Below are 24,993 nucleotides of genomic sequence, written 5' to 3'. Positions count from 1 at the left end.
TACAGAACTAAATATGAATTCTGTAGTGGCGGACTGTTTTGTCCATTTTCAGAAGGAGAACTTTATTCCTCCCTGCATGACGCGTGGTGCAACGGATCCGATCGATGTGATCTGGCCGAAGTTTGAGTCACCTGGATTGGAATCCGGCTGGCCGAAGCTGGGATGGTTCAATGCATTGAAGGCCTCCCAACGGAATTGAACCTTATAGCGGTCATAGATGCTCCAGTTCTTGATTACTGCCAGATCAGCAGTGCTGATTGGGGCCTCCTGAATCGAGAATTTTTTGGAGTTTCCAGCCGTGCCATATGCGTTGTTCGTAAATGCAGCAGGATTGAGGTACTGGTGTACCCAGTGACTCTTACCACCCTGTCGAACCTGAAGGGGTTGTCCGGAGACAGCATCCGCGCGGTCCTGACCCACAAGAAATCCGGAGTTATTGTTGCCTTGTCCACCGTTGATGGTGAAAGGAGGCCCAGACTGTGCGGTATAGAGGCCGGAGATCTCCCACCCACCTAAGGTGTTTTTTATCAGAGCATTTTTGTGGGCCAGCAGAGGTAACCTGTAGACCAGATTTGACACGGAGACAACGGGATAATTCAGGCTCGACGGTCCGCGGTCGTGACCAACACTATGTGGATCGCTAACGCTGGATTCAAACGATGGATCGCCCGAACCGCCTACGTCCGTGTCATGGGACCAGGTGAAGTTGGACTGGAACTGAAGACCGTGCGAGAAACGTTTCTCCACACCAGCTTGAAGCGCGTTATAGCTCGAGGTTGCTGCAGGCTGTACCTGAATAATCTGGGCGAAGTTCGTATAAGTTGATCGTACATCGCCACAGTTATTGGGATTAGGAGCAACACCAGGGGGGCACACAAAGCCCCCAGGATTTTGGTCCACAGTGGTCGCCTGATGGAAGGACTCTGAACCCACGTAGGCCAGATGCAGAACAAACTGATTGCCGAACGACTGTTCGAGCGAGAGATTCCAGCTTTGAGTGATGCCCAGCTTGAAATTGCTGGCGAAGACTGCGGGAACGGCGAGAGGTGTAATGAACGCAGCGTTGGAAGGCGGAAGCTGCGAGGGCGAGGCAAATGGCGGGAACGGACTTTTGCCTCCTGTAGAGGTAAAGCTACTCCAGGGATTGTCAAAGGATAATGGTGTTGTGCCGCCTCCACTCAGCCCATATGAGGGCGCAAAGGGAGCCGTATCCCAAACGTGATTGTAGAAGGCATCTTCGAGGGGAGTGGTGAAGAGACCAAAGCCAGCGCGGAGGACCGTGTCGGGATGTACCTGCCACGCAAGGCCGATACGAGGCTCGAAGTAGCCATAGGTGGTTGGCATAAGACCATCGTTGATACCGTGGTCTCCTGGGAAAACGAGCCCGAGTGGAGCATTTGGATATCGCGTGCTCTGCTGTCCGGGAACGAAGGCCGCACCGCGACCGCCGCTCACCTGAAGCGGAAAGTTTGGGTCCCAGCGCAGACCGGCCGTGAAAGTCAGGTTCGGGAGCAGTTTAAACTGATCCTGCGCATAGATTCCGATCATGTAGCCGGATTCACTGCCGCTCTCTCCAGCTCCCTGACTCATGTTGTTTAGATATCCCAGCAGAAAGTCCGACAATGGAAAGCCCGTGTATTGGCCGTTGAAGCTGACGGCAGGATTGACGCTGCCGCCATAAAACTCAAAGCCATAGCGGTGCATGATGTCTGTTCCAAAGGTGAGGGTATGCTTGCCGATCGTCTTGGTTGCCGTATCGGTAAACCACCAATAGCGGCGACGGGTATCGTTCGGGTTGCCGGTGAAGGCGTTGAAGCCAAGTCCCCCGCCATAAAGTACATTGCCATCAAACGCCGACAGGCCACCGATATAGCACTGTCCCACGGGGTCCGAGACATTGATGTATCTGGAAAGGCAGATGGGGCTTCCGCCCGCATCTTTCTCGATGGTGCCAGTGGAGAAGTCAATCTCCGCCCAGGAGAGCGTCGCGCTATTCAGCAAACTTGGTGTAACCGTCCAGGTATGGCCAGCGACCAGATTAAGATACGTTCCATTCTGGCCATTGACGCCAGCGAGAATATCTCCCGGAACTGATGCCCCCGGTTGGTTATAGAGATAAGTAAAACTACGCAGGAAGACGCGCTGATTAGGATTAATCGTGTAGTCAAAGCGCGTCGTATTTTCGTTGTAGGTAAACTTTTGCGCAGGAGCGGCGTAGTTAGTCAGACCTGTCGATGGGTCTTGCCCAAGCGGCAACGATTTCGCAATAGCAAGAGCACCCGTGCTGAACAGGTTGGGGTTGACCTGGTTCGGCTTCCCATTCACTGTTTGAAAGACTCCAGCAAGCGGACCATCAATATCGCCAGCCGGGACTGCGCTGAAGTCTCCGTTGAGCATGGCCTGTGTCGGAGTGTCGGTCGAGTTTGTGGAAGCTTGATAGTGACTTCTCGTTCCCTGATAGTTCGTAAAAAAGAAGAGCTTGTCTTTGAAGATGGGGCCACCGATATAACCACCGAACTGATTGCGCTTGAGAGGATCGACGGCGCCGCTAAACCAGTTCGATGCATTCAGGTCGTTGTTGCGAATAAATTCGAATGCTCCGCCATGAAACTGATTGGTGCCCGACTTGGTCTGGATGCTTACGACCGCGCTAGGTGCGAATCCATATCGTGCATCGAAGTTATTCGAGATGACACGGAACTCCTGTGTCGCGTCTGCGTTTGGAAAAGGTGCGGCAAGCAGGGCGAACGTATCCATATTGGCTACGCCGTCGAGAAGGTACCATGTGCTGCCTTGACGCTGGCCGCCCGCGGAAGCGCCAGATTCAAGGGGGAATGAATTAGAACCCGGCAGGGTCGATGCTTGTGAGGCCAGTTCGTTGGTAACCCCGACCGAAAGATTCACAAGGCTCGAAGGATCTCGACCATTAAGCGGTAGGTCCTTGATGGAGTCTTCGCCGATCACCTGACTGATCTCTGCTGTTGTTGTGTTGATCAGCTCCGCTCCGCCGTTGACAGTAATGGTGTCCTGTGTGCCTCCAATCTGGAGCGCAATATCCAGAGTTGCAGACTGCGCAACGGTGAGTACGATTCCTGTCTGAATGCGAGTGGCAAACCCTTGAGCTTCCGTGGTCAAGGAATATTCACCAGGCGGGAGCGAAACGAGGGAATAGACTCCAACATCATCACTCTCAGAAGTCTTGGTGAGATTTGTGCCGGTATTTTTTGCGGTCACTCGAGCATGAGGCACCACAGCGCCACTCGAGTCGGTAATCTTGCCGGTGAGTTGTGCAGATGTGCTCTGAGCCGTTGCCGTCAGACTAACGCCAAAGACAACGACTGCTATCAAAGATAGGACCTTTAGAAGTTTCGTCATGTAGTAGAACTCCTTCCAACTTTGTGTAAGTTCTTCGATTGGTTTTGCAATTCATGCATAAAGCGGCCAGGTTTTAAGTACTAAAGCTTGATGAAGATGCGCTTGCGATAAAGTAGCCACGCTGGGATCCAGCAGATCGCCGCGAAGACGATCGAGTAGACGAGCGAACCGAACGCGGGCGTTCCGATGTAGTAAAAGAAGCCGGAGTATACGAACTGTTGAAATGACTGATTGGAGTTGACATGAAAGACTGCGACGGCGGACGACAGTAGTTCAGAGAGAACGTATGCGGTGATCGCATTGGTACCGAAGACCACCCACGGATAGGTCCATCGCCCCTTCCACTGCTTGATCTCCAACGCGAAATAACATGCGGCCAGGATCAGAGCACTCCAGCCCCCAGCGTAGAGAACGTAAGAACTAGTCCAGAGTTTTTTGTTGATTGGAAAACTCTGTGCCCAGACCAGTCCCGCTGTGAGCAACAGCACTCCGCTGATCACTAACCCCTTAACTTTGTCGAAAGATGGGCGCACACTCTTCAGCCACCAACCGGCAATCATTCCCAATAGCGTGCTGGCAAACGAAGGAATATCGCTTAGCAGCCCCTCCGGGTCACGCGTGCCTTCAAAGAGACGATGAGGGAAGATATGCCGGTCGACATAGGCAACGAGGTTGATATCCGGATCGAGTAGAGGAAATTCTCTACCTGGCATGCCATGGCCGGGTACCGGGACCCAGCGCAGCAGCACCCAATACCCTGCAAGCGCGAGCACAAAAAGTGCGATCCGAGGCGCAACGCGATCAGTCAGCAACTGCAGCAGACTCGCCAGGAGATAGCAGACTGCAATGCGTTGTAATACGCCATAGATTCGTAAGGTATGGAGATGAAAGTAGGGGAATCCATTTACTACGAGCCCCAGCAGCACCAGCAAAACGAAACGCCGCAGGATGTGAAGCAGTAGCTCACTCTTCGGTGTGGACTGCGCTTTGCGAGCGCCAAAGGAGAGCACAATCGAGACACCCATAATGAATAAAAACGTGGGGAAGACCAGATCGGTGGGCGTAAATCCGCTCCATGGGGAGTGGTTCATTGCACGGTAGGCCAGGTTGTTCTGGCCGTTGTTGTTGACGAGGATCATGAACCCAACGGTGATGCCGCGCATAACATCGATCGATAGAAGCCGCGATGATGGCTTGGGTGCGACATGCAGTGTTTCAGAGCCGGGCGACATAGATACCTCCTCTTCTTGCCTACGATGCGACGTAGCAGCGACATTCTTCGAGCAGCTTCTGCGACTCGACGATCAGATCTGGCACCGGCATGGGATCGCTCGGACGATAGGGTGACGACAGCCAGGTCTGCTGCCATAGATCGAGCGAGAACCGGCTGTCCAAGCGACGGCTCTTGAAGTACGCCGACCAGCGCGCGGCGTAGTAATCGCGGATAAGCCCGGACCAGACGCGGGAGGCATAGTCCGAGAGCTCCGGCCATCCCCATGTGGTGATAAGTTGACGGGCATTTTCATCATAGTAAGCAGCCTCGTCGTCGCTCTTGGCCCATGAGCGCGCGGCCTCTGTCCATGATTCCAGGCGCCGGTCGGGGCGCAGGTTCATCAGGGCGTCGATGCGGTTCATCCATGAGAGGGCACGCCCAGCATTCTCATCCGCGACCGCGTGCTGTTTGGCATCGGCTGCCTGAACTGCCAGCGCCAGCGCCTGGTCGACATGGCCGCCCACGGCCTGAGCCACCAGCTCGATAAGATCGTTGCGATAGAGTTCGTTGTGCGATAGCTCTGGCGCGCAGGAGAGAAAAAGTTCTACAGCCTTCTGAAATGCAGGCCCCGCATCGACTGAGGCTGCAACCGGGTGATTGCTAGGCTCTGCCTGCCATGCCTGCTTTGTCATCCAGATGTGAGCGCTGTAGGCACTCTCAAGCAGCAACGTCCAGGCTTGATGCATGGCTGCAGGAGAAACACCATAACGCGCCATACAATATTGAGGAATCCACACGCTGAGGTCGATCGCTTCGCTGCGCCATCCAGCGTCGGTCATCAACTCATATACGACCTCATTGTTCTCAATTCCTTCGGGGCACATGCCCCAGCCGACTAGATTTCCCCGCTGCTCGCTCGCCAATACGGCTGCGGGCTCTGTTGCCATGAGCGCCAGATTTCCCTTGATGTTGTTGTTTCCACCGAAGGTATGAGCCATGCCGTTGATCCATTGCTTGCCAAAAAACGCCTTTTGCAGCTTCCATTGGCCCGGAGCGTACTTGCCTCGTACCGAAGGCGCGAGGTCATTGGCGTAATCGATGATCAACATGCGATCGTTCGGCACGCCTCGCAGCAGAGCTTCGACCGAGGGGTTGTCCCAGAAGGCGGAGTCGTAGACAAAGAGCCAGCCCTGCATCACCCATGTGCCGTTCGGATCACCGGCCTGTATGCCTTCGAAGATCGTCCGTCCGAAACGTTCGAGGTCCTCATAACGATGGTCCTCGCTGACAGGCACGGCAAGCTCGTTGAAGGTATCTGCAAGGTAGTATTCGACCTCGCCGTACTCGGCTTTGTACTCCTCAATAAACTTCTTGCCGATCTGTTGGTAGAGAGCTGCCTCACCGGGATGAAGAATGAACGTTCTGGTGCTGCGAGGGATTGTCTTGAACTCCTCCGGCAACCAGAGCAGCGTAAAGGTCTCAACATCGGGATGGAGTCGCTTGAACCCCTGCGGGACGAATCCAGCAAAGGCTGGGGCTACTGGCTTCATTCCAAGCTCGCGCATCCGGTCAAGAATCTTTCCCTGAAGCACACATTTTTCGTCGACCCAGTTCTGCGGGAGTGGACCATCAAGGTTGTCGATATTGCCCATACGGTGCCATGGCAGATGAGCAGGACCGACAAAAAACTGGTTGATCTCCGCCTGAGTGAGTCCGAGCGAAAGCCACACTCTCTGCCAGATCGCCTCCTGACCTTCCATGGCGAGCGGCATATTGATGCCGTGCAAAGCCATCCAGTCCAGTTCGCGCTCCCACCGCGCCCAGTCCCAGAACGCCATCGTGTAGCCATAGGTGCAAGGATTCAGATATTGAACGAACTTGTACGGGCAGGCAACACGCCGATGAGCGAACTCTGGCAGGGGGGAAGGAAGTTCCAGATGGGATCCGCTCCAGGTGATCATGGCATTGCAGGCTTCCCGGAGATAGCTATACACTCCCCGGCAGAGAGCACTACCGCTACTCCCTGAGACCTTTACACGGCCTGCGATTGCCTCGATCTCATAGACCTCTCGACCATCGGCGAGCGGAATCCATGCCAGGTCGAACTCGGTCGCCCGCGCGCCAAGCTGACGGCTAAGTACACCCCGGGCAGACGATACTGCCGTCTGCTGAGAAGAATAGGTTGGGCGAGTGGTTCGTGGGCGTGCCCGGCTGGCAGACTCTTGCGCCGTCGCATCCAGGTCGACTGTGGCTAGTGCCACTCCGACGCCAGCGCAGGAAGCTTCGATAAATTTACGTCGTGTCCACACGGATGGAAGAGCGCCTCGATGTGCCGAGTATTCACTGCTCATCCAGAACTGTTAAGCAATTTCACCGTTTCCAGCCCGCTTTTCACCGTCAAATCGATGTTGTTACACAGACTTTCACTTAATCAGAGACAAATAGGATCAGGCACATCCTTAACAAAGGACGAGCTCTCCATCAATGGAATGAGATAAAACCAATCACAGAGGATTAAGGTTTGATCAAGCGGTAGCCAACCAGGCGCGCCTCGGGAGCGTTACCCGCAATACTTGTCGTTTCAATCAGGGCCTCGAAGTATGGCATCTTGCCAGAGGTGGCTCCGATCTGTTGAGCAAAACTTCGAAATGAAATGGGATTGAAGGGAAAGTCTGCAGCCGCTTCCGTCCCTGCCATACCAGTTCCCTCGAAGAGCACAGCCTGCCCGTTATCTTCGATTCCCGGAAGGTAGGCAAGCACACCATAGCTGCGCCGGGTCCCATCCGCGGAAATTGCGTCCTTATAGATCGAGGCCTCCCCTTTTGCGGGATGCTTATTTAAGACATACCCTTCCGAGGACTTCCAGTCATAATTGACATCGAAGTTCAGACGATCAGAGAACAGTCCAATCCAGGGATTGGCTCCGATTCCACCGATCAGAATCACATTGTTGCTCTTGAGATCGTCGATGCGCAAGACGCGCGCATTGCGTGCCTCGACTTTCACCTTACCGGCCTCGGGCAACCGGCTGAGTCGCATGGCGAGGTTCAGATCTGCACTGCTTGTGTACTGATGCGCAGCGAACCAGTCGGAGGTCAGAGGTGCCGTTCCAGCATGTGGAAGGGTTGACTTCTCCAGGTAGCTTCCGCTGAGATATTCGTCCAGTGGCACTGCCCTCTGCGTCAGCTCTTCAAACAGGACCAGGGCATCATCCGATGGAACAATCACGACGGAACGGCCACTATTAAAGATGCTGGACCAGAGCGCCTCCGATGGCCCCTGACTCCGATTGCTGAACCAGAAATAAGCACCCAGCAGTCCCAGAAGAACTACTGCTGCTCCGGCCACAATGGCGCCGTATTTTCGGCGCCGGCCATGTCTCGTGTCAGCATCTCCGCTCTCCAGAACAGAACGGCTTACTTGAGGATCGTCTGTCCTTGTGGACGCTCCCCCACTGTAGACAGGCACTTTGGAAGTATTGCTTCGCGGCTCGAAGACCGGAACGTACCCACCCTTCGGAATCGAGATCACGACCGGACAAGCTGGGCACTCATGTTCGAAAAACTCTTCCAACCGTTGGCGGAGCAGCCGGGCCTGCGTCCGGACAATGCTGTCATCCGAAGCGCTATACGCCGGCGACCTCGCAAAGACGTGAATACCGATCTGCTGCTCATTGAGTTCGCGAGAGTTGCCCTCAATCGTGCGTAAGCAGATGAACTCGAGAAATCGGGTGAGCCGCACAGATTTAGCAAAGGTGCGGGAAGATAAGACCTGTTGCAGAAGTTCCATCCGCTCATCGACCATCCGCAGGGGTGCTTGGACTGCCGGAGATGGGTCTTGACTAGGTATGGAATTTGCCTTGATCACAATTTCTTCCTATCAGGATAATAGTCGAGCTAACTAATCTTTTACGATCTGAGCCCACATCCCCTTTCAAATGGCGCTTACAAATGCTTATCGGAACGAGCAGAACCATGTAAATACTGGGGGCCAGAGAAGAACTCTGGGCCCATGCAACCAAACAATACATTCATGAGGTTCGCCGCCTTCAGATGCTGCAAACGATCAGCGGCGGTTTTGAAGAGACGCGGCTTCAGCCGCGTCGTAAGTCATTCTTATGCAAAGAGGCTTTAGCCTCTGAGGGGAATCATTGGGGACTTAATCAGACCTTCTCCAGGAGGAGTACGACAGAATCATGCCGGAACCGACCCAGAACACGATGACTCTCTTCGAATTGACAGTGTATTAACCTGCGATCGAAGAAGTGTGGAGAGAGTCAGGCATTAGCCGCTTGAAGATCGAGGCAGCGATCAGCAAGAGATGATCGAGAGGTCCGGGGTCAGGTCGATTGCGGCGACCTCTCGCTTCCCGGACCTCCGAGGCTTATGGGCGCCTTCTCTATCCAAAAATCCCACGTTCTGTGTCCAGAATCTCAATGCCTCTGTCCGACTACAAATTCTCTATCTCTAAATATCGAGGTTCTTCACATCCAGCGCATTTTCTTCAATGAACTTGCGGCGGCTCTCGACGTCTTCGCCCATCAGCGTGGTAAAGATCTCCTCACAGGCAGCCAGATCTTCGAGCTTCACCTGAAGCAGCGTGCGTCGTTCCGGGTCCATCGTCGTGTCCCAAAGCTGCGGAGCCGTCATCTCGCCCAGACCCTTGTACCGCTGTACCTGGTACTCCTTGCGCCCCTGCTCGATGACATACTCGAACACCTCGCGCGCTGTCTTCTTCTCCACCGGATCGTGCGAAGCCTTGCTCGCACGTTTGCCCGGCTTGGCCTCAAGCGCAGTGCCAGGAGCAGTTGCGGTCTCCGCTACACCTTCTTCCGACGCCGCCTCTTCAGCCTCTTCGGCCGCCGCTTCTTTCTTGGTCTTCGCCGAGTACTCGATGAAGAACGGCCCCTTCAGCTCTTCGCGAATCTGCGCGTGCTTGCCCAGCATCTGGCGGCTCTCCGCGGTAGAAGCCAGCGACCAGTCGATCGGCCGCACTGCGCCCTGAGCGTCGGTGAAGTTCACCGAATACATCCGATGCTCTTCATCGAACACCACATCGCTCACATGCTTGAACTGGTAGGTCTTGGCCATGGCTTCCAGACGCTGCTGCATCGTCTTCAGCTTCTCCGGCGATTCAAAGTCCACGCGCCGCGCCGAGTCCTTGCCCTCCTGCGCGAAGATCTCGGCAAACGCCTGCGTCACTTCTTCATTGCGCAACCGCTTCTGCACCTTGTCGAAGAAGCCGAGATAGTCGTTCAACTGCGTCATGAACTTCGTCAGCGCAGCGCCTTCAAGACTCGCCCCGCCCTCGCCATAGCGAATCACCATGCCGTCGGAGGCGCGCTTGACCATGACACTCACATACTCGCGGTCGTCCTTGATGTACTGCTCGAACTTGCCCTTCTTGATGCGATAGAGGGGTGGCTGCGCGATATACACATGACCGCGCTTGATCAACTCCGTCATATGCCGGAAGAAGAAGGTCAGCAGCAGCGTACGAATGTGCGATCCGTCGACGTCAGCATCGGTCATCAGGATCAGCTTGCCGTAGCGCAGCTTGCTGGCGTCGAAGTCGTCCTTGCCGATGCCGCAGCCAAGCGCTGTAATCATGGCGCGAATTTCTTCGTGCCCCAGCATCTTGTCGTACCGCGCCTTCTCGACGTTGAGGATCTTACCCTTCAACGGAAGGATCGCCTGAAACTTACGGTCGCGTCCCTGCTTGGCCGTGCCACCGGCGCTCTCTCCCTCGACGAGGTAGAGTTCGCAGCGGTCAGGCTGCCGCTCAGAGCAGTCCGCCAGCTTGCCCGGCAATCCGCCACCATCGAGCGCACCCTTGCGCCGAGTCAGGTCGCGAGCCTTGCGCGCAGCCTCACGCGCACGGGCAGCGTCAATCGCCTTGTTGATGATCTTCTTCGCCACCGAAGGATTCTGTTCCAGGAACCCACCCAGCCGCTCGTTCACAAACGCCTGCACCGTTCCCGCGATATCGGAGTTCAGCTTGCCCTTGGTCTGTCCCTCAAACTGAGGCTGCGAAAGCTTCACGCTGATGACGACCACAAGCCCTTCGCGCACGTCATCGCCGCTCAGATTTTCTTTCACGTCTTTGAACAGTCCAAGCGACTGCCCAGCCGCATTGATCGTCCTCGTCAGCGCCGTCTTGAAACCCGAAAGGTGCGTTCCGCCGTCAACCGTGTTGATGTTATTGGCAAAGGTAAAGACCGTCTCGGAGTAAGCGTCGTTATATTGCAGCCCAATCTCCATGGCCACGTTATCGCGCTCGGCCTCCATGTAGATCGGCTTCTCGTGCAGCACCGCCTTGCCCTTGTTCAGAAGCTTGATGAACTCCGCAATGCCGCCGACGTACTTGAACTCCTGGTGCTTGCTCTCGCCCGTCTTCGCATCGGTGGTGCGCTCGTCCGTCAGGTGAATCTCAAGGCCCTTGTTCAGAAAGGCAAGCTCGCGCAGCCGCTGGGCCAGCGTGTCGTAGCTGAACTCCGTGACGGTAAAGATGCTCTTGTCCGGCAGGAAGTGAACCTTCGTTCCCTTGCGCTTGCTCGGCCCCATCTTGCGCAGCGTGCTGATCGGCGCGCCCTTCGAATAGTCCTGCTCCCAGGCATGGCCATCGCGCCAGATCTCGACATCGAACTCTTCGCTCAGCGCATTCACGCAGCTCACGCCGACGCCGTGCAGTCCACCCGAAACTTTGTAGTTGGAGGCATCAAACTTGCCACCGGCATGGAGCATGGTCAGGACCACCTGCACCGCAGGCATCTTCTCTCCGTTGATGACCTTGTCGTCCACCGGAATACCGCGCCCGTCATCGACCACCGTGATCGAGTTATCGACATGAATGGTCACATCGATCCGCGTCGCATGGCCGCCCAGCGCCTCGTCCACCGAGTTGTCGACCACTTCATAGACCAGGTGATGCAGTCCCTGCTCGCCGGTCGAGCCGATATACATCGCCGGACGCAGGCGTACCGCCGCGAGGCCTTCCAGAACCGTAATGTTTTCAGCAGAATACCCGCCACCCTCTTTTTGGGGCGCTGAGTTTGCCGTGTCGGGTTGAAGTGCGGAAAGCTCGGTCTCGGTGGGGATAGCCGTCGTTGCCATGTAACTCCATGCAGCCGTAGCTGAGATGCTCGGGAAACCGCTCGGAACGGTGCTGCTCATATATTCGCAAAAGCCGCGTCAATCCAGCACTTTGCTCACGTCCGGACGTGGTTTTCGATATCTCAAGTATACCACGCGCAGGCACCGCCGCGCCTCCCCGGGAAACCACGCCGCGCCCCCGCTTGTGCTACCTTTTTCTTGTGTCGATGCCTCCTCCTCCCCCCCAATCGCCGCACGTTCGGCACGCTGGCCGAGGTCATCTCCGCTCACTCGATGGTGTTCGAGGAGTTGCCATCCTCATGGTGCTCTTTTCGCATGGTTTTGAATCGAACGCCCGGGCCGGGGGACCTCTGGTCCGCTTTATTGGAGGCCTCTTCTACTACGGTTTTTTTGGCGTAGACCTCTTCTTCGTCCTCTCGGGCTTCCTCATTACCGGAATCCTATTCGACACCTCCGCTGACCAGGGATTTTTCTCCAAGTTTTACGCCCGCCGGGTTCTCAGAATTTTCCCGCTCTACTACGGCGTCCTTATAGTCCTTTTTCTGCTCACCCCACTCCTTCACCTCCACTGGAACGGGATGGGCTGGCTTTTGCTCGGATATCTTCAGAACCTTCGGCCGACGCAGATTACCACCTTTCTACCCAGCCCCCAGGTCGGCATCTATCACTTCTGGTCGCTCGCTGTAGAGGAGCAGTTTTATCTCGTCTGGCCGGCTGTCGTCTTTTTCATTCGCGACAAGCGAAAGCTCTTCTACACCACCCTGCTTATCTCCGCCACAGCGCTTCTGCTTCGCCTCGTCCTCCTCGCTCACGGTACGCCGCCCATAGACATCCACGTCAATACCCTTTGCCGCGCTGACTCGCTGCTGTTGGGAGGTGCGCTGGCGCTTATCTACCGTTCGCGCTACTGGGCCCGGACTCTCCAGTTCGCACCGCTTGGCTTTATCGCCGCGACCGGTATCGTCATCCTCTCCGTCTCCATCCTCGGCCTGGACCCCCATGCGCCTCCATCCGGAATCTTCTGGGTCGAAGGCCTCCGCTATACCGTCCTTGCACTCGGCTTTAGCTGCCTGATCGCATGGGCCCTTCGTCCCCGGTCGGTTGGCCTCTGGTTCTTCGAACTGGCGCCGTTACGTTTCTTCGGAAAATACAGCTATGGCATCTACGTGCTGCATGTGATCTTTCTGCCCTTCTTCGTTCACTATTTCCGCATTCATATCCTGGCCGTCACGCATAACAAGCTGCTGGCTGTCATCGGTGCGGGGTTCATCTCGCTGGCCATCGGTATAGCTGCCGCATATCTCAGTTATCACCTCTACGAGAAGAAATTCCTGCGCATGAAACGCTACTTTGACTACAACCAGCCAAAGCCAACAGGGCCCTCTGAACAGCTTCTGCCTCGCGAAAGCATCTCCGCATAGGCTGTATCGCCTGGCAATCAACCAATAGCCAATACGCTCGAATCTTCTTCAGTGACGATCCGAGAGGACTGGCAAATCACGATATCCGCACCATAAATTCGATTATCGCGCAAACTGCATATTTTTCTCGCGCGCCTGTGTCTAATGAGATATGTCGAAGGCTGGCTTACTCTAATTTAAAGTGACGCGCTGCCCCTGCGAGCGTAAGAGGCTTCCCTTAATGTGGATCGTAAAACTAGCCCTTAACCGGCCCTACACCTTCATCGTGCTGGCGATCCTCATCCTCATCGCGGCCCCGGTCGTCATCCTGCGCACGCCGACCGACATCTTTCCCAACATCGATATCCCCGTCGTCTCCTGCGCCTGGAGCTATACCGGCCTCAACCCCGAAGAGCTCGAAGGCCGCGTCACCACACCGTTCGAGAAGGCCGTCACCGCGCTGGTCGACAACGTTCAGCACATCGAATCCACCACCGTTAACGGTTGGGTCGTCGTTAAGATCTATCTCCAGCCCGGTGCCAGCCTCGATACCGCCAACGCCCAGGTAAGCGCTACTTCGCAGTACATGCTCAAGTCGCTCCCCCCCGGCATCCTCCCGCCGGAGATCATCGACTTCAGCGCCTCCAGCGTTCCCATCCTCCAGCTCGGCCTCTCTGGAAAGGGCCTGTCCGAGCAGCAGTTGAACGATCTTGGCCTCAACTTCGTCCGCCCCCAGCTCATCACCATCCCCGGCGCCATCGTGCCCAACGTCTATGGCGGCCAGCAGCGCTCCGTCATGATCGAGCTTAAGCCCAAATTATTGCAGTCTAAGGGGTTATCGCCTACTGACGTCCTCAATGCCATGTCGCAGCAAAATGTCGTCCAGCCCGGCGGCACCGCCAAGATCGGTATGGACGAGTACGACGTCGTTCTCAACTCCTCCCCGATCACGGTTGAAGGCATCAGCAATATCCCGGTACGCCAGATCAACGGCGCTACCGTCTACATTCGCGATGTCGCCACTGTCACCGACGGCAGCATTCCGCAGACCAACGTCGTCCGGCAGGACGGCCATCGCGGCGTGCTCATCAGCGTCTTGAAGTCAGGCAAAGCGTCCACCCTTAGCGTGGTCGGTGGAATCCGCGCCATGCTGCCGCAGCTTAAAACCACCCTTCCGCCTGAGCTCAATATCAGGCTCCTCGGCGACCAGTCCCTCTTCGTCCGCGCCTCCATCGATGGCGTCATCCGCGAAGCCATCATCGCCGCCGTCCTCACCGGCCTCATGATCCTGCTCTTCCTCGGAAGCTGGCGCAGCACGGTCATCATCGGCATCTCCATTCCGCTGTCGATCCTTACCTCGATCATCATCCTCAGCTTCCTTGGCGAAACCATCAACATCATGACGCTGGGCGGCCTCGCCCTCGCCGTCGGCATCCTCGTCGACGACGCCACCGTCACCATCGAAAATATCGAGCGCTATCTCGAAGAGGGGCAGGCCCTCCACGAAGCCATCCTCAACGGCGCGGCGCAAATCTCCATCCCCGCCCTCGTCTCCACCCTCTGCATCTGCATCGTCTTCCTGCCGATGTTCTTCCTCAGCGGCGTCTCCCGCTACCTCTTCGTCCCGCTCGCCGAAGCCGTCGTCTTCGCCATGCTCGCCTCCTACGTCCTGTCGCGAACCCTGGTGCCGACCATGGCGATGTATCTGCTCAAAGCGCACGACAGCCACGCCGCGCCCTCGCGCAACATCTTTGCCCGCTTCCAGCGCAGCTTCGAGCGAGGCTTCGAGCGCGTCCGCCTCACCTATCAGGGCATTCTCGACCGTCTGATTCAGGTGCGCCTGATCTTCGTTCCAATCTTCATCGTGCTCTGCCTCTGCGCCTTCATCCTGCTCCCATTCCTTGGGCAGAACTTCTTCCCCAACACCGACAACGGCTCGTTCATCCTTCATGTTCGCGCCAAGAGCGGCACCCGCATTGAAGAGACGGCCCGCCTCTGCGATCTCGTCGAGCAGTCCATCCGCCGTACCGTGCCATCGTCCGAGCTGGACAACATCCTCGACAACATCGGCCTCCCTTACAGCCCGCTGAACTTCCAGCACGCCACCTCCGGCCTCATCGGAGCAGGCGACGCCGACATCCTCGTCTCCCTCAAAGAGGACCACCACCCCACCGAGAAATACGTTGACGCCCTCCGCGACAAGCTCGCGCGCGAGTTTCCCGGAACCATCTTTTACTTCCTGCCGTCCGACATCGTCACCCAGATCCTCAACTTCGGCCTGCCTTCCCCAATCGACGTGCAACTCGAAGGCGCCAACATCGCAGGCAATCGCACAGTCGCCAACGACATCCTCCGCCAGCTACGCCAAGTCCCCGGCCTCGTCGATCTGCGCATCCAGCAGCCCGACGACTATCCCACCCTCAACATCAGCGTCGACCGCACCAAGGCCTCGCAAGGCGGCTATACCGAGCACGACGTAGGCGGCAGCATCGTCAACATCCTCAGCGGCAGCTCGCAGCTAAGCCCCATGTTCTTTCTCAACACGAGAAACGGCGTCAACTACAGCATCGTCGCTCAGGCTCCGCAGTACGATATTCAGTCGCTCAGCGATCTGCGCAACATCCCTATCACCTCGCCGACCATGAAGACGCCCGAGATCCTGGCCGACGTCGCCGATATCCATCGCGGTACGGAGATGGCCGTCGTCAACCACTACAACATCCGCCGCGTGCTCGACATCTACGGCAACGTGCAGGACCGCGACCTCGGCTCCGTCTCCCGCCAGATCGACAAGATCGTCGATTCCAGCAAAAAGTCATTGCCCCGTGGCAGCTTCATCCGTGTCCGCGGCCAGATCGAAACCATGCGGACCTCGTACATCGGTCTGCTCTCCGGCCTCGGCTTCGCCATCGTTCTCGTCTACCTTCTGATCGTAGTCAACTTCCAGTCGTGGCTCGATCCCTTCATCATCATTACCGCGCTTCCCGCTGCGCTGGCTGGAATCGTTCTCTTCCTCTTCGTCACGCACACCACGCTCAGCGTTCCCGCGCTGATGGGAGCCATCATGTGCATGGGCGTGGCGACGGCCAACAGCATCCTCGTCGTCTCCTTCGCGAAAGAACGCCTCGATCAGCACGGCGACGCCGTCACCGCCGCGCTCGAAGCCGGTGCCACGCGCTTCCGTCCCGTCATCATGACCGCGCTCGCTATGATCATCGGCATGATCCCCATGGCCCTCGGCCTCGGCGATGGCGGCGAGCAGAACGCGCCTCTAGGGCGCGCCGTCATCGGCGGCCTCTCCTGCGCCACCGTCGCCACGCTGGTCTTCGTTCCCGCAGTCTTCGCCCTTCTTCATGGCCGCCGCCAACGGAACCCAGAGACACCCATCGGACAAGAATTTCAGGAGCTAGTATGAGCAGCCAGACGAACGCCGAAATGAATACAGACACGACCACACCGTCGCACTTGCCAAACTCCGCGCCTGAAAGACGTGGCTTCTCCGCCGGTGTCTGGATCGCCCTGGCCGTGGTCGCCATCGTCCTTCTGGTCGTCATCATCTTCGGCATCCTCTCTCGCAGCGCCGACGAACACACGCTCGAAAAGCACACCGAGGCTGCGGCGATTCTTTCGGTCAACGTCATTCATCCCTCGGCCGCTCCGCTTACGCCCGAGATCTCGCTGCCCGGCAACACTCAGGCCTACATCGATACACCGATCTACGCCCGCACCAGCGGCTATCTCCAGCACTGGTACTTCGACATCGGCGCTCGCGTCCGCAAAGGCCAGTTGATGGCCACCATCGAGACACCCGAGCTGGACCAGCAGCTACAAGTCGCCGAGGCCGACCTCAAGAGCACCGAAGCCAATCTCGATCTCGCCAACACCACCGCCGCCCGCTACATCAATCTGCTCAAGACCAACTCCGTCTCCAAGCAGGAGACCGATCAGGCCACCGGCGACGCCGCCGCAAAGAAAGCTGCCGTCGATGCGGCCATGGCCAACGTCCGCCGCCTGCAACAGTTGCAGTCGTTCGAGAAGATCTACGCTCCCTTCGACGGCATCGTCACCGTGCGTAACGTCGACGTCGGCGCTCTGATCGACGCCGGCTCCAACACCACTCCCAAGGAGCTCTTCCACCTCGCCTCGATCGAAAAGATTCGCGTCTTCGTCCCCGTGCCCGAAGCCTACGCAGGCGACATCAAGAACGGCAGCACCGCGACCCTCACACTCGATCAATTCCCCGGCCAGATCTTCAAAGGAACCATCGCCCGCAACTCCAACATGATCGACGCCGCCTCTCGCACGTTGAATGTTGAGGTCGATGTCGACAACCCCAAGGGACAGCTCCTGCCCGGCGCCTACGTCTTCGTTCACTTCAAGGTGCCCGAGCGCATCGCCAACCTCACCATTCCCTCGAACACGCTGCTCTTCCGCAGCGAGGGCCTTCGCGTCGGCGTCGTTCGTGACGACAAGGTCATCCTTGTTCCCATCACCATCACGCACGACGCCGGTCAGGTCGTCGAGGTCGCCGCCGCCGATCTAAAGACCAGCGACGAAGTCATCCTCGATCCCTCCGACTCTCTCATCGAGGGCCAGCAGGTGCACGTCGCACAAGTAAGCCAGCAGAAACAGGCGGGTGAGTAATGAGCCGTTACCTCATCGCGACCTCCACACTCGCCGCGCTGCTGCTCTCCGGCTGCATGGTCGGGCCCAAGTACACCAAGCCGAACGTCCCGCTCGCGCCCAACTACAAAGAGTCGACCGCCGCCACCAGCAACTTCAAGGAAGACGCCGACTGGCATCCCGCACAGCCTGCCGACACCGTCCTGCGCGGCGATTGGTGGACGATCTTCAACGATCCCCAGCTCAATCAGCTTGAGCCAAAGGTAGCCGCCGAAAATCAGAGCCTCAAGGCAGCCGAAGCACGCTTCCGCCAGGCACGCGCGCTGATCCAGTACAACCGTTCCAATCTCTACCCAACCATCGGCACGTCGCCCTCAGCAGTTGGCGAGCGCGAATCCGCCAACCGCCCTTACTTCACCACGACCAGCAACAGCACAGCCGACACGCAGATCCCGCTCGACCTCAACTACGAGATCGACCTCTGGGGACGCATCCGCCACGGCGTCAACGCCGCTCGCGAAGAGGCCCAGGCCAGCTCCGCCGACATGCAGACGGCCCTGCTCAGCCTGCAGGCCGAGCTTGCGATGGACTACTTCGAGGCCCGCAGCGCAGACGCCGAAGAGAAGCTCCTCAACGACACCGTCAAGGACTACGAAGACGCCTACCGCATCACCAACAACCGCTTCGAAGGCGGCGTCGCTCCGCAGTCCGACGTCGATCAGGCCCGCACCCAGCTCGAAGCCGCACGCGTCGAAGCCAGCGATGTCACTCTGCTCCGCGCTCAATACGAGCACGCCATCGCCGTCCTCATCGGCCAACCGCCAGCGACCTTCATGCTGGCCGCAACTCCGCTCGACGCGCGCCCTCCCGCCATTCCCATCGGTCTGCCCTCGGAACTTCTGGAGCGCCGTCCGGACATCGCCGCCGCCGAACGCCGCGTCGCCGAGGCCAACGACCGCATCGGCATCGCCCGCGCCGCCTACTTCCCCACCCTCTCGCTCAACGGTGCTGTAGGCTACGAGTCCACCGCGCTGTCGAACCTCCTCAGCCGCTCCAGCTTCCTCTGGGCCGTCGGCCCCACGCTCTCCGAGACCTTCTTCGACGCAGGCCGTCGCCGCTCCGCATCGCAGCAGGCCCTTGCCGGATACGACGAGACCGTCGCCAACTATCGCCAGACCTCACTCACCGCATTCCAGCAGGTTGAAGACAACCTCACCGCTCTGCGCGTCCTCAATGCAGAAGCAGCGCACCAGCATCAGGCCACGCAATCGGCGCAATCGGCACAACAGATCTTCAACAACCGCTACGTCGGCGGCATCGACACCTATCTTCAGGTCGTCACCGCACAGACGACAGCGCTCATCAACGAGCGCAACGACATCGACATCATGCGCCGCCAGATGGACGCCAGCGTCCTGCTCATCAAGGCCCTCGGCGGCGGCTGGAACACGACGAATCTGCCAAAACTCTAGTCGCAGATTCATGTAACCACTAAAAGCGCATTTACCCGGTTACAGCAGGTGGCATGTAACCGGTAATAGCTCGCTTTTCCGGTTACATGCCCCTATTCCCTTGAAATGTTCGATAATCGCCGGGAAGCCCCTTTATGGTCAGACCAATTTTCTGCTAGCATTGCTGGCCTATGGACTCCTTCAACTCTGCCCGTCGCGACCTCCTCAAGTTTGGCGGCATGGGATTGGCCGCCGCTGCCGCCACCCTGCCCGCCTACGCCTCTTCAAAACCCGCGCTGCACAGCAGCTCCGGCGTCTTCGACGTTCGCGCCTTCGGAGCGACGGGAGACGGCAAAACGGTAGACACTCCTGCCATCAACCGCACGATCGAAGCCGCGGCAGCAGCGGGCGGAGGCACGGTTCTCTTTCCCGCCGGAACGTATCTCTGCTTCTCGATCCACCTCAAGAACTACGTCGATCTCTTTCTCTCGCAGGGCGCGACCATCCTCGCTGCCGACTCGCCGCTGCCCGGCCAGAGCACGGGCTACAACGGCGGCACTTACGATGCAGCAGAGCCGAAGACCAGCTACGATGCCTTCCAGGACTACGGACACAATCACTGGCACAACTCGCTGATCTGGGGCGAAGACCTCCACGACTTCAGCATCACCGGTCCGGGACTCATCTACGGTAAGGGACTCAGCTTCGGCGCTGGCCCCGGACGTCCTCCCGGTGCGCCTCCCAGACCTGCGGGCGCACCCGGCAAACCCTTCGCTCGTCCCTCTCGCGGCGACTATCCCATGTATCAGGCCGAGCAGCCCGGAGTCGGTAATAAGGCCATCGCGCTGAAGAACTGTCGCAACGTGATTCTGCGCGACTTCTCTATCCTCAAGGGCGGCCACTTCGGCCTTCTTCTCACCGGCGTCGATAACCTGACCATCGAAAACCTCAAGATCGACACCGATCGCGACGGCATGGACATCGACTGCTGCAAGAACGTCCGCGTCTCCAACTGCACCGTCAACTCGCCGTGGGACGACGGCATCTGCCCCAAGTCGAGCTTCGCGCTGGGCTACAACCGCGCGACCGAAAACGTCACCATCACCAACTGCTACGTCACCGGCACCTATGAGCTCGGCAGCGTGCTCGACGGCACCTGGAAGAAGTTCCCGGACGACGTCCACAACGTCTATCGCACCGGGCGCATCAAGTGCGGCACCGAGTCGAACGGCGGCTTCAAGAACATCACCATCTCGAACTGCGTCTTCGAGGGCTGCCACGGTCTCGCGCTCGAGTCCGAAGACGGCGCACTCTGCGAAGACATCACGATTACCAACATCACCCAGCGCGACGTCTACGAGTCGCCTATCTTCTTCCGCCTGGGCGCTCGGTTGCGCGGCCCCAAAGGCACGGGCAACCAGAGCACGGTCGTCGGCACGCTACAACGCATCCTCGTCGACAACTTCGTCAGCTACAACAACAACTCCAGGGTGTGCTCCATCATCAGCGGCATTCCCGGCTACGCCATCAAGGACATCAAGCTCTCGAACATCTTCATTCAGCATCAGGGCGGAGATTATGCAAGCCAGGTCAACATCGTTCCGCCGGAAGAGGTAGAGAAGTATCCAGACCCAGGTATGTTCGGGCCGATGCCTGCGCAGGGGTTCTTCTTCCGCCACGTCGACAATCTTGAGCTAAGCCACGTCGAAGTCGCTCCGATGAAGGCAGACCCGCGGCCATCGTTCTCTCTTCAGGAGGTCAACCGCGCCGACTTCATCGCCGTGACCGCGCCGACCAACCCACCGGCCTTCCATCTGAACAAGGTCACCGACCTGCGTATTCTTCTCAGTCGCGCTGCAAAGGACACTCAGATGGACAGCGCCGACGACAAGACCCTCTAGCCAGGGAACCTCTGATTAAGTCATTCTTTTGAAGGGACGCGGCTTCAGCCGCGTCCCTTCTTATGCAAAGAGGCTTTAGCCTCTGAGGGAATTGTCCAGAAACCTTGATAGTTTTTTTAGACAGGTTCTAAGGCCGATGAAACCGCCCCACCAGAATGCCCTTCCCTAAAATATGCCCTTCCACCGCCTTCAGCACATCGGCTTGTGTCGCATCCGGCCCAAGGCTCAGCTTGGTATCGAGCGCAAACAGCTCGAACGTGTAGTGGTGATAAGGCCCGGCCGCACCCGCACCCATGCCCATATAGCCGATCTTCTTTCCTGTGTTCACAGACTGAATCGACCCATCCGCTAACGTCGCCTCGGTCGGCACGTTCTCCGGTAGCTCGCTGGCGCTTCCCGGAATATTGAAGATCATCCAATGCAGCACCTGGTTCGTCGTCCTCTGTAGCGAGGTGTCCGGATCGTGCAGAATCAGCGCGAAGCTCACCGTGCCGTCCGGCACATGTGTCCACGTCAGCTTCGGAGAGACAGGAGCTTCCACCGCTCGCGTGTACTTGTCGGGAATAATCCCGCCATCCTCGAATGCGGAAGAAGTCAGGGTCAGGCCCGGCTTTGGGGCTGCCGGGGCAGCCGGAGTCTGAGCAGTCGCTACGAACGCCGACATCAGCACGGCACACATCAGGATCTTTTTCATTCTTCGCTCCCGTAATTCGAAATCTAATTGAAGTGGATTGTCAGCTTTGGCTAAATTTACACCAACATCGCAAGCAGCATTCGCGTTCCCAGCGAACCGTCTTTAAATTACTCGATTCTTTTTGTCAGGCAGTCTGTTGCTCGTTCTTTATCCCTCTACACCATCTCCGAATTTGCTCTGGCGGTCGACAATGTTCGTAAGCGATCTATCCACACTCGCGCCCAACCCTTAACCAAATCCAATCTTCAAGCAGTATCAAATTCCGCTCCATGCCTGACAAATCAGCTATTCTGAAGCCCCCACAGGTTTGGGTCTGGTTAGACTTGTCTACACTTGGCGTTAAACCCAAGCCTAATTTTTCTAAGACTTTAGGACTTTAAGTCCAGGAGGGGGAACCAGACTCCCGATTCAAGTCAATAAGGAGAAACGTGCGAAACCTTCCGACCTCCATCGCGTCTTCAATCATGCCCATTCTCGCCCTGCTTCTCCTTGCGGCTCCGCTTGCTGCCCAGCAATCCTGCAAAGACCTCCTCAACCTCCAGCTTCCCGAAACCGTCATCACCTCTGCCGCAAGTGTCTCGACGGGCAACTTCGCCGTACCCAAATCCACCGCAACGATCGGCAATCTCCCGGCATTCTGCCGAGTCGCAGCAACCACAAAGCCAGCGATCCGGTTCGAGGTCTGGATGCCGTTGCATAGCTGGAACGGTAAGTTTCAGGGCGTCGGCAACGGCGGCACCGCAGGCGTCATCAGCTATCGCGCCATGGCTGCCGCGCTGAGACGCGGCTACGCGGTCGTCAGCACCGACACCGGCCACGTCAACAACCCGCCCAGCAACGGCTTCGACTCGACCTGGGCGTTGCATCACCCCGAGCTCGTGGCCGACTTCGGCTACCGCGGTCTGCACCTTGCCACGGTCAACGGCAAGCAGATCACGCAGACCTTCTACGGCAAAGCCTCCGCGCACTCGTACTACGTCGGCTGCTCCAAAGGCGGCGAACAGGGCCTGATGGAAGCCCAGCGATTTCCCGACGACTACGATGGCCTGCTTGTAGGCGATCCCGCCAATAACTGGACGCGCCACTACGCAGGCGCGCACCTCTGGTACTCCATCGCCACCCTCAAAGACCCGGAGAGTTACATTCCGGCCTCAAAAGTTCCGCTGCTGGCCAACGCCGTCATCGCAGCCTGCGACGCCATCGATGGAGTCGCGGACGGCGTGCTCGACGACCCCCGCAAATGCCACTTCGACCCGGCGGTGCTCACCTGTAAAGAAGGCGAGCCCTCGTCCTCCTGCTTCACTCGCAAACAGGTCAAGGCCATCAAGGACATCTGGGGCGGAGCGCATGACTCTCACGGCAATCTTATCTATCCTGGCATTTTGCCAGGCGGCGAAGCCGGGACGGGCGGCTGGCCGAGCTGGATCACCGGCAACAAGCCCTTCGCCGCAACCCATTGGAAGGCCGCCGATGGCTTCTTCCAGAACATGGTCTTTGAAGACCCCAACTACAACGCGCTCAACTTCAACTACGACACCGACATGAAGACGGCGCTGGCCAAGACCGGCCGCTCGCTCGATGCGGTCGATCCCGACCTGCGGCCCTTGCAGCGGCGCGGCGGCAAGCTGATCCTCTATCACGGCTGGAGCGACCCCGACATCTCGCCGCTCAACACCATCAACTACTACAACCAGGTACAGGCGACGGTTGGAAAGGACACTTCGCAGTTCCTCCGCCTGTTCCTGGTGCCGGGCATGAACCACTGCACCGGAGGTCCCGGTCCCAACCATTTTGATGGAGTTACGGCGCTTGAAGAGTGGGCAGAAAACGGCGTCGCACCCGAGAAGATCATCGCCTTCCACACAACCGAGGGCGAGATCGACCGCACGCGTCCGCTCTGCCCCTATCCGCAGGTGGCCGTCTATAGCGGCAAAGGCAGCACCAACAACGCGCACAATTTTGCCTGCAAACTGCCGTCAAGGTAACTTCATAGCCGCAGTCAACGGGGTGCCCCACGTCCGGCATTTGAGGACGTGGGGGTAGAGCGCCACGAAAACCCGCGATTGCTCACCCTCCGCACCTCGGCATGTTTCAATAGAAGTAAGGACCTCATAGAAAAATGCCTCTCAATTGTGGAATCGTTGGCCTGCCCAACGTCGGAAAAAGCACCATCTTCAACGCGCTCACCTCGGCCAAGGCCCAGGCGGCCAACTATCCCTTCTGCACCATCGACCCCAACACCGGCGTCGTCACCGTGCCCGATGAGCGCCTCTCCAAGATCTCCACGCTGATTCAGCCCAAGTCGCTCGTCCCCACGACGATGGAGTTCATCGATATCGCCGGTCTGGTTGAAGGCGCCAGCAAGGGCGAAGGTCTCGGCAACCAGTTCCTCGGCCACATCCGCGCAACTGACGCTATCTGCCACGTCGTTCGCTGCTTCGACGACGCCGAGGTCATCCACGTCGCCGGAGGCGTCAACCCGCTGCACGACATCGACATCATTAACACCGAGCTTCTGCTCGCCGATCTCGATACCGTTGAGAAGCGCAACACCAAGGTCGAAAAGCTGGCCAAAAATACCAGCGACCACAAGATCAAGACCGAAGCCAGCGCGATGAAGAAGCTGCTCGACGCTCTGAATGCGGGCAAGCCTGCCCGCACTGCCGACCTCACCGATGAAGAGAGGCTGATCGCGCGCGAGTTGTTCCTCATCACCGCCAAGCCTCAGCTCTACGTCGCCAACGTCGATGATTCCGGCATCATCGAGAGCAACGCCTATATCGCCGCTGTCGAAAAGCGCGCCGCAGAGGAAGGCGCGCAGGTCGTCCGCATCTGTGGAGCGATGGAATCCGAGATCGCCCAGCTCGAACCTGCCGAGCGCGATGAATTTCTCAAGGACATGGGCCTCTCCGAGCCCGGTCTGAACCGCCTCATCCACTCCGCCTATCGCCTGCTCGACCTCATTACCTACTTCACCGCTGGCGTGCAGGAGGTTCGTGCGTGGACCATCAAGCGCGGAACGAAGGCCCCCGGCGCGGCAGGCGTCATTCACTCCGATTTTGAGAAGGGCTTCATCAAGGCCGACTGCTACGCCTCCGACGACCTCTTCACCTATGGCACCGAGCAGGCCGTCAAAGAGAAGGGCCTGCTCCGCTCCGAAGGCAAGGAGTATGTGGTCAAGGACGGCGACATTCTTTTCTTCAAGTTCAACGTCTAGTTCTTCA

The 24,993-nt window shown here is 57.9% G+C and carries 13 protein-coding genes; 7 read left to right on the top strand and 6 right to left on the bottom strand.

Going from position 1 to position 24,993, the window contains the following annotated elements; genetic code table 11:
• Positions 1-48: 48 nt before the first annotated feature.
• From GSQ81_RS16170 to gyrB, 5 genes are all read right to left on the bottom strand, one after another.
• The gene (locus tag GSQ81_RS16170) at positions 49-3,375 is read right to left on the bottom strand and encodes a TonB-dependent receptor (protein WP_158911689.1); all 3,327 of its coding nucleotides are present in this window, start codon (positions 3,373-3,375) and stop codon (positions 49-51) included.
• Positions 3,376-3,455: 80 nt separating this feature from the next.
• Positions 3,456-4,607, bottom strand: coding sequence for an acyltransferase family protein (locus tag GSQ81_RS16165; RefSeq protein WP_158911688.1), 1,152 nt, complete (start codon positions 4,605-4,607; stop codon positions 3,456-3,458).
• A gap of 19 nt (positions 4,608-4,626) precedes the next feature.
• Entirely contained in the window at positions 4,627-6,849 is a 2,223-nt protein-coding gene (locus GSQ81_RS16160) for an alpha-N-acetylglucosaminidase (RefSeq protein WP_254060242.1), read from the bottom strand.
• Positions 6,850-7,102: 253 nt separating this feature from the next.
• Entirely contained in the window at positions 7,103-8,377 is a 1,275-nt protein-coding gene (locus tag GSQ81_RS16155; RefSeq protein ID WP_254060241.1) for a hypothetical protein, read from the bottom strand.
• A gap of 677 nt (positions 8,378-9,054) precedes the next feature.
• Complete coding sequence (gene gyrB / locus GSQ81_RS16150; RefSeq protein WP_158911686.1) at positions 9,055-11,700, bottom strand: DNA topoisomerase (ATP-hydrolyzing) subunit B; 2,646 nt, start codon at positions 11,698-11,700, stop codon at positions 9,055-9,057.
• A gap of 206 nt (positions 11,701-11,906) precedes the next feature.
• Here gyrB and GSQ81_RS16145 point away from each other — a divergent pair, with 206 nt between their 5' ends.
• From GSQ81_RS16145 to GSQ81_RS16125, 5 genes are all read left to right on the top strand, one after another.
• Positions 11,907-13,121: an acyltransferase gene (locus GSQ81_RS16145; RefSeq protein WP_256369680.1), complete on the top strand. Its 1,215-nt coding sequence runs from the start codon at positions 11,907-11,909 to the stop codon at positions 13,119-13,121.
• Between the two features lie 220 nt (positions 13,122-13,341).
• Positions 13,342-16,515, top strand: coding sequence for an efflux RND transporter permease subunit (locus GSQ81_RS16140; RefSeq protein WP_158911684.1), 3,174 nt, complete (start codon positions 13,342-13,344; stop codon positions 16,513-16,515).
• The gene (locus GSQ81_RS16135) at positions 16,512-17,744 is read left to right on the top strand and encodes an efflux RND transporter periplasmic adaptor subunit (protein WP_158911683.1); all 1,233 of its coding nucleotides are present in this window, start codon (positions 16,512-16,514) and stop codon (positions 17,742-17,744) included. The genes GSQ81_RS16140 and GSQ81_RS16135 overlap by 4 nt, the downstream gene beginning before the upstream one ends.
• The gene (locus GSQ81_RS16130; RefSeq protein WP_158911682.1) at positions 17,744-19,195 is read left to right on the top strand and encodes an efflux transporter outer membrane subunit; all 1,452 of its coding nucleotides are present in this window, start codon (positions 17,744-17,746) and stop codon (positions 19,193-19,195) included. The genes GSQ81_RS16135 and GSQ81_RS16130 overlap by 1 nt, the downstream gene beginning before the upstream one ends.
• A gap of 170 nt (positions 19,196-19,365) precedes the next feature.
• Positions 19,366-21,075, top strand: a complete 1,710-nt coding sequence (locus GSQ81_RS16125; RefSeq protein ID WP_158911681.1) for a glycoside hydrolase family 28 protein — start codon at positions 19,366-19,368, stop codon at positions 21,073-21,075.
• Between the two features lie 127 nt (positions 21,076-21,202).
• On the opposite strand, the gene GSQ81_RS16120 is transcribed toward GSQ81_RS16125, so the two are convergent.
• Positions 21,203-21,769: a YbhB/YbcL family Raf kinase inhibitor-like protein gene (locus GSQ81_RS16120; protein ID WP_158911680.1), complete on the bottom strand. Its 567-nt coding sequence runs from the start codon at positions 21,767-21,769 to the stop codon at positions 21,203-21,205.
• 428 nt (positions 21,770-22,197) lie between these two features.
• Between GSQ81_RS16120 and GSQ81_RS16115 the strand changes: the two genes are divergently transcribed.
• Positions 22,198-23,754 (top strand): tannase/feruloyl esterase family alpha/beta hydrolase, encoded by a 1,557-nt coding sequence (locus tag GSQ81_RS16115; protein ID WP_158911679.1) that lies wholly within the window; start codon positions 22,198-22,200, stop codon positions 23,752-23,754.
• 134 nt (positions 23,755-23,888) lie between these two features.
• Positions 23,889-24,986, top strand: coding sequence for a redox-regulated ATPase YchF (gene ychF, locus GSQ81_RS16110; protein ID WP_158911678.1), 1,098 nt, complete (start codon positions 23,889-23,891; stop codon positions 24,984-24,986).
• Positions 24,987-24,993 lie beyond the last annotated feature (7 nt).

Source organism: Granulicella sp. L56 (assembly GCF_009765835.1).
GTDB lineage: Bacteria > Acidobacteriota > Terriglobia > Terriglobales > Acidobacteriaceae > Edaphobacter.
Note: the sequence above shows the minus strand (reverse complement) of the source record. Positions and strands in the feature narration are given on the sequence as shown.

Bases quoted from the DNA above. Each gene is read 5' to 3' on its own strand.
- GSQ81_RS16145 (WP_256369680.1), top strand. From the start codon at position 11,907: ATGCCTCCTCCTCCCCCCCAATCGCCGCACGTTCGGCACGCTGGCCGA.
- GSQ81_RS16120 (WP_158911680.1), bottom strand. From the start codon at position 21,769: ATGAAAAAGATCCTGATGTGTGCCGTGCTGATGTCGGCGTTCGTAGCG.
- GSQ81_RS16125 (WP_158911681.1), top strand. From the start codon at position 19,366: ATGGACTCCTTCAACTCTGCCCGTCGCGACCTCCTCAAGTTTGGCGGC.
- GSQ81_RS16140 (WP_158911684.1), top strand. From the start codon at position 13,342: ATGTGGATCGTAAAACTAGCCCTTAACCGGCCCTACACCTTCATCGTG.
- GSQ81_RS16170 (WP_158911689.1), bottom strand. From the start codon at position 3,375: ATGACGAAACTTCTAAAGGTCCTATCTTTGATAGCAGTCGTTGTCTTT.
- ychF (WP_158911678.1), top strand. From the start codon at position 23,889: ATGCCTCTCAATTGTGGAATCGTTGGCCTGCCCAACGTCGGAAAAAGC.
- GSQ81_RS16155 (WP_254060241.1), bottom strand. From the start codon at position 8,377: ATGGAACTTCTGCAACAGGTCTTATCTTCCCGCACCTTTGCTAAATCT.
- GSQ81_RS16130 (WP_158911682.1), top strand. From the start codon at position 17,744: ATGAGCCGTTACCTCATCGCGACCTCCACACTCGCCGCGCTGCTGCTC.
- GSQ81_RS16165 (WP_158911688.1), bottom strand. From the start codon at position 4,607: ATGTCGCCCGGCTCTGAAACACTGCATGTCGCACCCAAGCCATCATCG.
- gyrB (WP_158911686.1), bottom strand. From the start codon at position 11,700: ATGGCAACGACGGCTATCCCCACCGAGACCGAGCTTTCCGCACTTCAA.
- GSQ81_RS16135 (WP_158911683.1), top strand. From the start codon at position 16,512: ATGAGCAGCCAGACGAACGCCGAAATGAATACAGACACGACCACACCG.